The sequence below is a fragment of the Saccharopolyspora sp. NPDC002578 genome (assembly GCF_053592695.1).
Genome location: NZ_JBSFWJ010000058.1, coordinates 1 through 11623, shown reverse-complemented (window position 1 = coordinate 11623; position 11623 = coordinate 1). Strand labels below are relative to the sequence as shown.

Sequence of the window (11623 nt, the reverse complement as noted above, 5' to 3'; positions counted from 1 at the left end):
GGCTCGGCCCCGGCCGCGAGCAGGCGGGGTGGCCGCACGGGGCAGACTTGAGGTGTCGCGGGCCGCGGCGCGCGGCGAGAACGGCGATCAACGGGAGAGTTCGGTGCACGACGACAGCACGGCGCCTGGTGCGGGCGACGCCGAGCAGCGGTGGGCGCTCGTCCTCGACCCGGCGTGGCAGCCCACCGCCGAAGGCGAGGCCCCGCCGATCGAAGCGGTGCTCGGCGCCTGGGCGCTCGACTCCGACGGTGTCACCGGGCCGTTCCGCGCCAACCCCGGCTACGTGCCCTCCGGCCCCGGCTCGCCCACCGACCCGGTGGACGCGGCGGTGCGCGGCGCGGCGCGCGGCGAGCACGACGAGGCGGCCGTGCTGGCCACGATGCGCGACGCGCTGTTCGGCATCGCGCTCGACGAGCAGGGCGCGGCGATCGTGGCGCCCGCTCCCGACGACGTGCCCTCGGTGCTGGTGACCACTTCGCCCGCGCACACCTGGCGGGTCGACGCGCCCACCTGGCAGGAGATCACCGCGAAGGACCTCGCCGACTCGCTGCCCGCCGAGGGCGTCGACCTGCTGCTCAACCCGGGCGCTCCGGAGTCGATGCGGATCGCGGCGATCGCGTTCAAGACCGTCGTCGCCGACACCGACCCCGTCGTGCTCGGCGATCCGCCGTTCCCGGCCTGAGCACTCCCCGAAAGGACCCGGCATGGCGGACACCTCCCCCACCGACACCGCGCCCACGGACACCGGCAGGGACCAGTGGGCGCTGCTCGTCGACCCCGGCTGGCAGCCGGAGGACGAAGACGCCGAGGTACCGGAGTCGGCGATCGTCGGCGCGTGGCTCGTCGAGGCCGACGGCACCACCCGCACGTTCCGGGCGAACCACCTGTTCCAGCCGTCGAGCCCGGACGTGCCGACCGATCCGGTGGACGCCGAGCTGAAGCTGGTGCTGCGCGGCGAATCCGACACCGCGTCGCTGCTCGGCACGCTGCGCCCCGCCGAGCTCTGGATCGCCGTGGACGAGCAGGGCGCCGCGATCGTGACGCCCGCCCCCGACGACGTGCCCTCGGTGCTGGTGGCGACCGCGCCCGTGCAGGCCCAGCAGCTGGAAGTGCCCGGCTGGCAGGAGATCGGCGCGACCGAGCTCGCCGCGGAACTCCCCGCCGACGGGGTCGACGTGCTGCTCAACCCCGGCGGCGCGGCCTCGGTGCGGATCGGCGCGCAGGAGTTCCGCGACGCCGTCGCCGACGAGGACGCCGCCGGGCAGCCGGTAGTGACCACGTCCGCGACGCCGGAGGCGGCACCGGCTCCGGCGGCGCGGGCGGACGGGCCGAATCCCGGCGACCCGGCCGCCGAGCACGCGCCGGCCACCGCTCAGCGGGCCACCGCCGCCGCACCGCCCGCCGCGACGGGCGAACCCGCGCCCGCCACCGCCGAGCACTTCGCGGCCGACCTCGCGGCCTGGCGGCCCATGACCGCCCCGGACGCCGAGCAGCCGCCCTACCCGGCCGAAGAGCTCGACGGGTTCGACGACCCGCTGCCGCCGCCACCGTCGTTCCCCGGCAAGCACTGACCCCCGACCCCGCCCACGACCGCAGGAGCACCGATGGCAGCCGACGACACCCCGAACCAGGAAACCGAGGACCAGTGGGTCCTGCTGGTCGACCCGGCCTGGACCCCGGAATCAGACGACGCCAGGCCACCGGAGGAGGCGGTCGTCGGCGGCTGGTTCGTGCCCGCGGACGGCACCGCGCAGCGGTTCGAGCCGAACCCGAACTACGAACCGTCCTCGGAGGATTCGGCGACCGACCCGGTCGACGCGACGCTGCGGCTCGTGGTGCAGGGCCAGGCGGAAGGGGACGCGCTGCTGGCGACCTTGCGGGACGCGGTGCTGAGCATCGCCGTCGACGAGCAGGGCGAGGCGATCGTCGTGCCCTCCCCGGACGACGTGCCGTCGGTGCTGGCGGTGACCGCGCCCGCGCACTCCGCCCGGCTCGACGTCCCGAACTTCCGCGAGGTCAGCACCCGGGAACTCGCCGAAGCGCTGCCCGACGAAGGCGTGGACGTGCTGCTCAACCCCGGTGCCCCGTCCTCGATGCGGCTGCTCGCGAGCGCGCTCAAGGAAGCGGCCGGTCCCGCCGCCGCGCCCGCCCCAGAACCCCCGTTCCGCGCCGAACCCTGACCCGCACCGCGCCGAACCTCGTTCGAGAGCCCGCGATTTCGCGAGGAATCGAACGCCCCCGGCGAGTCGGACACCCCTGTGGACAACCGCCCGCACTGGTCATCGGGGCCACGGATCGAAGGGTTCACCTCGTTCGGGGGATTCGATTTCTCGTGAAATCTCCGAATTCGTCCACACCGTGACAGGTGACGTCCAGGAGGTCAGCCGGGGTATTCGCCGGTGAGCATGGCAGCTGCCAGCTCCACCCGGGAGCGGTAGCCGATGCGGGCGAACATCCGGGTCAGCCTGCCCTCGACGCTCTTCTCCGTGGCGCCGAACACCACCGCCATCTGGCGGTTCGTGAGGCCCTCCGTGACCAGCACCGCCAGCAGCCGCTCGTTCTCCGCGGTCGTGGCGCCCCTGCTCGGGATCGGCACGTTGTGGTCGCGCATCACCTGGCGCAGCCGCGACCGCAGCAGCAGCGCGCCGAGCCCGTCGGAGAGCCGGTACGCCTCGGGCAGCAGCTCCGCGGTCCGGTAGCCGGCCTGCGCGAGCAGCGTGAACAGCAGCGTCGTCTCGTACGGCTGGCCGCGGCGCCGCGCCAGCACCACCGCCTGCTCCGCCGCCGCGGTGTCGCCGAGCACCCGCATCCGGGTCAGCAGGTGCGCGATGCGCGCCTTGCCGGTGCCGAGCCGCTCGGCGAGCTTCTCCAGCCGCAGCAACGCTTCCTTCGCCTCGTCGACGTCGCCGCGCTCGTTCGCGCGGACCGCGACGTGCGCCCAGATGTGCTCGGTGCCGAACGCGACCCCGTCCGCTTCGGCCCGCGCCAGCCCGGTGCGCAGCGCTTCGTCGGCGGCGTCGAGCTCGCCGAGCACCTGCGACACCCGCGCCTCGGCGAAGTCGAACAGGTACCGCATCGGCCCCGCGCGGCCCGTTTCGATCATCTGCCGGGCGCGGCTGAGCATGCCGCCCTCGGTGTGCAGCAGCGCCGCGCCCAGGTACATCATCGGCTGCCCCATCGGGCGGGACAGGTTCGGCGCGGTCGCCATGGTGCGGCGGGCGGTGGCCATCGCCCGGAACCAGTCCCCGCGCATGAACTCGATCTGGAACTGGTCGGTGCCCGAGAGCAGAGTCGTCTCGAACTCGTTGCGCCGCAGCAGTTCCATCGCCCGGTCGAGTTCGCCGAGCCCCAGCAGCATGTTCGTCTGGTGGCGGATCTCCTCGAAGTGCTGGTCCGGCACGTCCCGGGCGCGCCACAGCTCCGGGCGGTCCACGAACCGGAACAGCTCGGTGGTGTCGCCCTGCGACACGGTCGCGCCGATCAGCGCGATGTTGCCGAAGTCCTCGGTGATCGGGTCGCCGCCGGTCCACACCTCGCGCTGCTCCTCCAGCAGCGCCGCGCACTCGCCCCATCGCCCCAGCATCCCCAGCGCCACGATGCGGGCCACCACCCGCTGCGCCGGACCACCGGGCAGCGGCTGGCCGGTGCCGTCGGCGATGCGCGCCAGCTCCGCGCAATCCCCGGTGGCGGCGGCGGAGACCAGGTAGATCACCTCGGCCTGCTGCAGCAAGGTGAACGGCAGGTCCTCGGCGTGGCGCCACAGCAGCAGCCGGATGCTGTCGGCGGCCTCCGCCGCGCGGTAGTGCATGGTGCAGGTCCCGGCGTGCGCGAGCAGCGTCAGCGCGCGGGCCTGCGGCTCGGTGACCTTCTCCGTCGCGGAACGCAGCCAGCGCACCGCCTTGCCGCCGTCGTCGAACATGGCCTGCACGCCGTGCGCGAGCAGTTCCTGCCCGGCGCGCTGCGGATCGATCAGCTTGCCCGCGTCGACGAGCCGATCGGGCAGGTAGCCGGGATCGTCGGTCTCCGCGCTGCCGTCCCACAGCGCGGTCACCGCGAGCGCGGCGAGGTTGCGGCGCTCGAACGGCCCGAGGCTCGCCTCCAGCGCGGCCCGCACCATCGGCACCCGGAACCGCCAGCCGGCGCCGGAGGGCACCAGCACGCGCAGGCGCACCAGCCGATCGATGCTCTCCCGCGCGGCGTCCCGCTCGATGGCCGCGGAGTCCGCGATCAGCGCGGGGGCGGCGGTGCCGAGCGGCGCGAGCACGCTCATCGCCCGCGCGGTCGCCCATTCGACGTCGCCCGCGTCGCGCACCGGCAGCAGCAGCGGATGCCTGCCGGAGATGACGGGCCGCTCGTTGGTGCGGACCAGGTACGCGTGCCGGTCCACGACGCGCAGCGAGCGCGCTTCGCGGTGCCCGGCGAGTCCCGCGACGAGCGCGGCGGGCAGGCCGCGGCTGGCCCGGTGCAGTTCGTCGACGAGCGCCGCGTCCGGGTTGGCGCGCACCGTCTCGGCGATGATCTGCTGGCTCTGCCTGCGCGTCAGCGGGCGCAGCGTGACGGTCCGGGCCAGGCCCGCGTCCCGCAGCCGCCGCAGCGGCGCGGTGACGGCGTCGCGGGCGACGTCGGTGCGCACCGTGAGCACCATCGAGATCGGGCTGCCCGACATGTGCTGGACGAGCGGTTCCAGCAGGGCCGCGGTGGCGTCGTCGAGCCACTGCGCGTCGTCGATCAGCACCACCAGCGGCAGGTAGCGGCGGGCCGCGGAGAACACGGCCATCGCCAGCTGGGTCGCGGTGGAGGGCGCCGCCGCCGCGCTCGGCGAGCCGCTGAGCCGGGCCACCACGCCGAGCACGGAGGTCCGCACGCCGGCCGCGCTCGGGTCGGGCCCGTCCAGATCGGACAGCAGCCGGTACAGCGCGCCGAAGGCGGTGCGCCGGTCGTGCTCGCTCGCGTTGAGGTTCAGCACCCTGGCTCCGGCGAGTTCGCCGCGCAGCGCGTCCAGGACGGCGCTGCGCCCGCTGCCCGCCTCGCCGGACACGACGGTCAGCGGCGGACCGCCGCGCTTCGCGGAACCGACCAGTTCCGCGATGATCTCTTCGCGGCCGTGCAACCGGGCGGTGAGCGCCTCGGCGGCGTCCACGCCGAGCGCTCCGGCCTCGGTCGTCCCGCTCTTGCCGACTCTTCTCGCGCCGTCAGCCACCGGTTCCTCTCCTGACCTTGCGGGCAGGGTGACACGTACTGCCCCGGACGAGCACAAAACGTACCCTTGCACGACTGCGCACAGTGCACGTGCTCATCATTGTGGGTTACCCGAGGGATGTCCCTCGACCTAGGTCGGAGTAATAAACAACACGAATGGCTTAAGCTTCGCGGCGACTAGGAAGGGGCGAGCGGATCGGTGGCGCGGCGAGCCCCGCAGCCCCTTCCCCTGATGTGAAGTCGGTCCCCCAGCGTTGCGGCAGCAGCCGACCGGAGAGAGGACGGATGGCCAGGGAACGCGTGACGGTGTTCGGCCGCGACGAGCAGTGGGCGGCGATCGAATCGGCCGTGCAACGGCCAGGTGGCACGTTGCTGATGCTGCGCGGCAAGCCCGGCGAGGGCAAGACCGCGCTGCTGGACGGACTCACCCACGGCTGGCAGCGGCAAGGTCTGCACGTGCTGACCGCCGACGCGGCCGACCACAACGGACTCGGGGCTCTCGACGCCCTGCTCAACGGCGTGCGCGCGCACCTGGAACGCGGCCGGGACCCGCAGCTGCTGGACGCCGTGGCCGCCGCCGCGAAGCGCCGCCGCGACCTGGAGCTCTCCCCGCAGCAGGCGCTGCTGCCGCTGGTGCACGAGCTGGCCCGCACCATCGGCCTGATCGCCGCCCGCGAACGCACCGTGGTGATCATCGAGGACGTGGACCGGTGCGGCCCGCTGCTGGCCGCGGCGCTGCTGCCGCTGGTGCAACGGATCCGCGCGGTGGGCGCGGCAGTGATCACCTCGGCGCGCGCCCAGGACTTCCCCACCGCCGTCCCGGCCCAGCTGAGCAACCTCGCCGAGACCGTGGTGACGCTGTCGCCGCTGTCGGAGTCGAGCATCGCGGCGCTGGCCGCGCGCTGGAGCTCCGCCGCGGGCCGGGCGACCCTGGACCAGACGGTCGTCACCGCGCTGCGCACCGGACTCGGCCCGCTCTACGGCAACCCCGGCACCCTGCTGTCCACCGTGGACGACCTGCACGCCCGCGGCAGGCTGGTGCTGATCGACGAGCACTTCTGCCTCACCCCCGTGCACGAGCCGATCGCGCTGCCAGCCGAGCACGAACTGGTCCACGCGGTGCGCAGCGACGGCGACGGCACCGAACGCGTCGCCTCCGTCATCGCGGCCATCGACCCGGTCGGCGTCGACGACCTGCCGATGCTCACCGCTGCCGCCGCCGTCGGCCTCGACGAATCCGGCCAGGTCCTGGACCGGCTGGTGGAGACCGGAGTGCTCGCCGTCGACGAGCGCGAACGGCTGCGGTTCACGGTGCCCGCGCTGGCCGTGACGCTGCGCCGCCGCGCGGGCGCCAAGCGGCTGCGCGCGCTGCAGACCGCGCTGGCGCGCCGGATGCTCGCCCAGCTCGAACGGGACGTGCCGGTGGACCGCACCAAGCTGGCCGACCACATCGTGCAGGCCGGCCCCGGACTCGACGGGCAGCTCGCCGCCGGGGTGCTCATCGAGGAGGCCGACCGCGCCGCCGCGCACGCCCCCGCCCGCGCCGCCCGCTGGTACCAGGCCGCGCTGCGCCACCTGCCCGCCGAGGACCAGCGCTGGCCGCGGCTGCTGCGCGCCCTGCTGCGGCTGCGGATGTCGCTGGGCCAGTACCGCGAGCTCACCGAGGACGTCAGCCTCGTCGCGCCCGCCGTGCTCGCCGCGCCCTCCTGCGGCGACCAGGACAAGCGGGAGAGCACGACGCTGCTGGTCACCGTCGGGATGTGCTGGCTCTCGGCGCTGCTGCACGACGAGCGCGCCGCCGAACCCGACCGCTCCGCGCGGCTGTTCGAGTCGCTGGGCACCGGTTCCCGGTTCGACGCCGAGATACGCCGGTTCTGCTCGGCGATGTTCGGCGGACGCGTCGGCGAAGCCGCCGCGCTGCTCAACACCATGTTCGGCGTGCCGCCGGAACCGGGCGAGCAGCACCCGGTGGACCTCGGCGAGGTGCTGGTGCTGCTGAACGCGCTCACCGGCAGCGACACCGAGTTCCAGCACGCCTGGTCGGTGTGGCAGCGCCGCTGCCCCGAAGGCACCGCCGTGGACCCGCAGGAACTGCGGGAGGCGGGCGCGATGACGGACTACGCGACCGCGCTGGAACTCATCCTCGGCGACCGCTACGGCAAACCCAGCCGCGGCAGCGTGCTCTGCTACCAGAAGGTGCTGCGCGCCTACAACGCCGGCGAGTGGGACACCGCGCTGTCGCTGACCCGGCACTGCGAGACCGACCACCCACCGGGCCGCGGCGCCCCCGCCCGGCACCTGTCCCGCGCGATCGCGGCCGAGATCTGCTCCGAACGCGGTGATCACCGCCGCGCCGCCGAATGGCTCGACCGCATCCCCCGGCTGATGGCGGGCGGGCACATCGTGGCGTGGGTGCGCTGCGGCGTCCGCTACCGCGCGGGCGACGTGACCACCGCGCTCGACGAGGGCTGGCAGGACTACCTGCGCTACCGCGACCAGGGCGCCCCCGCCGGGCTGGAACGGCTGCTCGGCAGGCTCGTCGCGTTCGCGCTGCGCGAAGGCGACGAGCCGCGCGCGAAGGCCCTGCTCGACGAGCTCGCCGAACTGGACGAACGGCTCGGCACCGCCACCTCGCGGGAGACGCTGCTGCTGATGCGGGGCGTGGTGACCCGCGACGCCGAACTCGGCGAGCAAGCGGTCCGGCTCGCCCGGGTCCGCGGCGCGCAGCCGCAGATCGCGCTCGGCTGCCTGCTGGTCGGCACGGTCAGCCCCGATCCGCAGCCGTGGCTGCACGAGTCCTACGTGCTGGCGAAGCGCTTCCGCTCCACCCGCGGCCGCGGCCTGGCGCAGGAGGTGATGCGCGAACGCGGCGTCACGCTGCCCCGCGCCCGCACCCGGCAGGCGCCGTTCTCCACCACCGAGATCCGTATCATCGATCTTGTCAGCGACGGTTTCACCAACCGGCAGATCGCGATGACCGTGCAGGTCAGCGAGAAGACCGTGGAAAGCCACCTGACCCGGCTGTTCGCCCGCACGGGCTGCCGCTCGCGGGTGGAACTGGCCGCCGCCTCCCTGGAAGGTCGGCTGCTCGCGCGGACCGGCTCGTGACCGCACCTGAAGGAACGCAGATGATCTCGGTCTCCCCGGCCATGCCCGGTAGCTTCCGCACCCTCACCGACGCCGTGTCCGCCGCCGGCGAGGGCGGGGTGATCAGCATCAGCGCCGGGCGTTACGAGGAGAACCTGGTCCTGACCAAGGCCGTCACGCTCACCGCGGAGGACGGGCCGGGGACCGTGGAGCTCGTGTCCCGCCAAGGCGCCGCGATCGCGCTGGCCGCGCGGACCGCGACGCTGTCCGGCATCACCATCCGCGGCGAGGACGCCGAGCAGGCCGCGATCGTCGCCGGCGAGGGCAGGCTCAGCCTCACCGAGTGCACCGTGGAAGCGGGCTCGTGGGCGGCGCTGTACGCGTTCGGCAACGGCACCTTCGCCATGCGCGGCTGCCAGGTGCGCAACCCCGAGGGCGCCGGTGTCGTCGTCACCTCCGCGGCGGGCAGCACCGTCGAGGAGTGCGTGTTCGAAGACCTCGGCACCTCCGGCATCGTCGTCGCCGACCAGGGCGTGCTCTCCGCCCGCGGCTGCCGCACCGGGCGCTCCGGCGGCAACGGGATCTGCCTCAACGGCCAAGCCAAGATCACCGTCGAGAACGTGGTGCTCAGCGACGCCACCAAACCCGCCATCGCCGTGGAGCAGCAGGCCTCGGCCACGCTGCACAACCTCGCGGTCCGCGGCACCACCGGCATCGGCGCCTACCTCGCCACCACCGGCGAGGTGCGGCTGGAGGAGTGCGCGTTCGAGGACACCGCGGCCGACGGGGTGCTCATCTCCGAGCAGACGAAGGCCACGCTGCAGCAGTGCACCGTGCGCCGCGCCTCCGGCCACGGCATCCGCACCACCGACGGCGCCACCGGTTCGTTCACCGAGACCACCGTCGCCGAGGTCGCCGGGGTGGGCGTGCTGCTGGCGGACCGGACGAAGTTCGACTGCGACCGCCTCACCATCAGCGGCAGCGACGGCACCGCGCTCAGCGTCACCACCGGCACCGAGCCGGTGCTGCGCCGCGTGCAGGTGCAGGACTGCTCGGGAACGGGCGTGGAGATCAGCGGCACCGGCCGCGCCCGGCTGGAGCACGCGGAGATCGACCGCTGCGGCGGCGTCGGCGTGCTCGTCGCCGACAGCGCCCGCGCCGAAGTCCAGGGGTGCAGCGTGCGGGCCGCCGCCACCTCCGGGTTCGCCGTGAACCACACCGCCCACGCCGTGTTCGAGGACTGCGACGTGTACCGCAGCGGCGCCGACGGGATGTTCATCGGCCAGGAGGGCCAGGCCACCCTGGACCGCTGCCGGCTGCGCTCCAGCAACGCCAACGGCCTGCACATCACCTCCTCCGGCCGCGCGCAGCTCACCGGCTGCGAATTCCTGGAGAACGAGGGCGACGGCATCCGGGTGCACACCGAGGAAGAGGTCGTGGTGCGCCAGTGCCACGCCAAGGACAACGGCGGCGCCGGACTGCGCCAGCTGGTGCCGACGGCGACGCTCACCGTCACCGAGATGTCCAGCAGCGGCAACGGATTCCCCGACGCGCACGGCACCGCCGGGGGCGCGCCGACCGCGACGCCGCCCGCCGCCGCCCCCGCGCAGGCCGGGTCCGCCCCGGCCGCCGCGCAGCCGCAGCAGACGAAGGCCGGGGTCTCCACCAACAGCGCGCCGCTGGACGAGATGTACCGGCTCGTCGGCCTCGAAGGCGTCAAGCGCGACGTGGCCAGCCTGGTGAACCTGAACAAGATGGCCAAGCGCCGCCAGGAAGCCGGGCTGTCCGCACCGCCGATGAGCCGCCACCTCGTGTTCGCGGGCGCGCCCGGCACCGGCAAGACCACCGTCGCGCGGCTCTACGGCGCGGTGCTCGCCGAACTCGGCGTGCTCAGCTCCGGGCACCTCATCGAGGTCGCCCGCGCGGACCTCGTCGCGCAGATCATCGGCGGTACCGCGATCAAGACCACCGAGGCGTTCAACACCGCGCTCGGCGGCGTGCTGTTCATCGACGAGGCGTACACGCTGAGCTCCGGGCAGGGCGGCTCCGGACCGGACTTCGGCCGGGAGGCCATCGACACGCTGGTGAAGCTCATGGAAGACCACCGCGACACCGTCGTGGTCATCGTCGCCGGGTACTCCAAGGAGATGAAGGAGTTCATGGAGACCAACCCCGGTCTCGAATCCCGGTTCAGCCACACCATCGAGTTCGCCAACTACGCCGCCGACGAACTGGTGACGATCGTGCGCCAGAACTGCCACCGGCACGACTACCAGCTCGACGAGTCCGCGGCCGACGCGCTGCACGAGCACTTCGAGAAGATGCCCAAGGACGGCACGTTCGGCAACGGCCGCACCGCGCGCAAGACCTTCGAGTCGATGGTCGCCCGGCAGGCCACCCGGCTCGGCTCGATGGCCGACTCCTCCACCGCAGACCTCACCCGGCTGCTCGCCGAAGACCTGCCCGGTCGCTGACCCCGGCCGTTCCGCTGCGCGCGGTGATCACGCGCCCAGCGGAAGGGTGAATCCGATGGGGCAAACGGGCTGCGTCCGCGCTGCCGAACGGCGGGGGCGGCCCGTCACCAGGCATGATCAAATCGACGGGCGACGATCGGAGGGAAGGTCATGGAGGAAGTGGTCCTGCTCGCGGAGGACGGGCACGCCATCGGCACCACCGACAAGGCGACCGTGCACCACGCGGACACGCCACTGCACCTGGCGTTCTCCTGCTACGTGTTCAACACGCGCGGTGAGTTCCTGCTGACCCAGCGGGCGTTGAGCAAGGCGACCTGGCCCGGCGTGTGGACGAACACCTGCTGCGGCCACCCCGCGCCCGGCGAAACCCCGCGGGACGCGGTGCTGCGCAGGCTCGGCGAGGAACTCGGCACCCACGTCCCCGACGTCGAACTGGTGCTGCCCGGCTTCCGCTACCGCGCGGTCATGGGCAACGGCATCGTGGAGAACGAGATGTGCCCGGTGTTCCGGGTGATCGCCGACGTCACGACCGACCCCAACCCCGCCGAAGTCGAAGCGGTGCGCTGGGTGCCGTGGGCGGAGTTCTCCGCCGACGTGCTCGCCGGGACCGCGGACGTGTCGCCGTGGAGCGCCCTGCAGATCACCGAACTCACCAAGCTCGGGACGGATCCTGCGAAGTGGGCGGTAGGAAACCCCGCCGACCTGCCCCCCGCGGCTCGTGAGCCTCTTCGGGCTGGTTGATTTCACGGCTCTTTTTGCTTTGGTGGTCGGGTAGCGGAACCTCAGTCGGTCTCTCGCTGCGGGATCTTTTTCCCAAGTGGCTCCGCCACGAGGGAAAAAGCTGTCCTCGCGAGAGACCGACT

The 11623-nt window shown here is 73.3% G+C and carries 7 protein-coding genes; 6 read left to right on the top strand and 1 reads right to left on the bottom strand.

Going from position 1 to position 11623, the window contains the following annotated elements; all coding sequences use genetic code 11:
• The first annotated feature begins 103 nt into the window (after window positions 1–103).
• The 3 genes from ACWD38_RS23065 to ACWD38_RS23055 are packed head-to-tail and all read left to right on the top strand — an operon-like array spanning window position 104 to window position 2180.
• Window positions 104–682, top strand: a complete 579-nt coding sequence (locus ACWD38_RS23065; protein WP_184482699.1) for a type VII secretion system-associated protein — start codon at window positions 104–106, stop codon at window positions 680–682.
• 22 nt (window positions 683–704) lie between these two features.
• Entirely contained in the window at window positions 705–1571 is an 867-nt protein-coding gene (locus tag ACWD38_RS23060; RefSeq protein WP_184482702.1) for a type VII secretion system-associated protein, read from the top strand.
• Between the two features lie 33 nt (window positions 1572–1604).
• Entirely contained in the window at window positions 1605–2180 is a 576-nt protein-coding gene (locus ACWD38_RS23055) for a type VII secretion system-associated protein (RefSeq protein ID WP_450124885.1), read from the top strand.
• 200 nt (window positions 2181–2380) lie between these two features.
• Here the strand turns inward: ACWD38_RS23055 and ACWD38_RS23050 are convergent, their stop codons facing one another.
• Complete coding sequence (locus ACWD38_RS23050; RefSeq protein ID WP_450124884.1) at window positions 2381–5200, bottom strand: AAA family ATPase; 2820 nt, start codon at window positions 5198–5200, stop codon at window positions 2381–2383.
• Window positions 5201–5484: 284 nt separating this feature from the next.
• On the opposite strand from ACWD38_RS23050, the gene ACWD38_RS23045 reads away from it, so the two are divergent.
• The 3 genes from ACWD38_RS23045 to idi all read left to right on the top strand — a co-directional run bounded on the left by ACWD38_RS23045 (window position 5485) and on the right by idi (window position 11501).
• The gene (locus ACWD38_RS23045) at window positions 5485–8307 is read left to right on the top strand and encodes a LuxR family transcriptional regulator (protein ID WP_184482711.1); all 2823 of its coding nucleotides are present in this window, start codon (window positions 5485–5487) and stop codon (window positions 8305–8307) included.
• A gap of 20 nt (window positions 8308–8327) precedes the next feature.
• Window positions 8328–10760 carry a right-handed parallel beta-helix repeat-containing protein gene (locus ACWD38_RS23040; protein WP_184482714.1) on the top strand — a complete coding sequence of 811 codons (2433 nt, stop codon included), beginning with the start codon at window positions 8328–8330 and terminating at the stop codon, window positions 10758–10760.
• Window positions 10761–10910: 150 nt separating this feature from the next.
• On the top strand, window positions 10911–11501 hold the full coding sequence (gene idi / locus ACWD38_RS23035) for an isopentenyl-diphosphate Delta-isomerase (RefSeq protein WP_184482717.1): 591 nt from the start codon (window positions 10911–10913) through the stop codon (window positions 11499–11501).
• Window positions 11502–11623: the final 122 nt, after the last annotated feature.

Bases quoted from the DNA above. Each gene is read 5' to 3' on its own strand.
- ACWD38_RS23060 (WP_184482702.1), top strand. From the start codon at position 705: ATGGCGGACACCTCCCCCACCGACACCGCGCCCACGGACACCGGCAGG.
- idi (WP_184482717.1), top strand. From the start codon at position 10,911: ATGGAGGAAGTGGTCCTGCTCGCGGAGGACGGGCACGCCATCGGCACC.
- ACWD38_RS23040 (WP_184482714.1), top strand. From the start codon at position 8,328: ATGATCTCGGTCTCCCCGGCCATGCCCGGTAGCTTCCGCACCCTCACC.
- ACWD38_RS23045 (WP_184482711.1), top strand. From the start codon at position 5,485: ATGGCCAGGGAACGCGTGACGGTGTTCGGCCGCGACGAGCAGTGGGCG.
- ACWD38_RS23055 (WP_450124885.1), top strand. From the start codon at position 1,605: ATGGCAGCCGACGACACCCCGAACCAGGAAACCGAGGACCAGTGGGTC.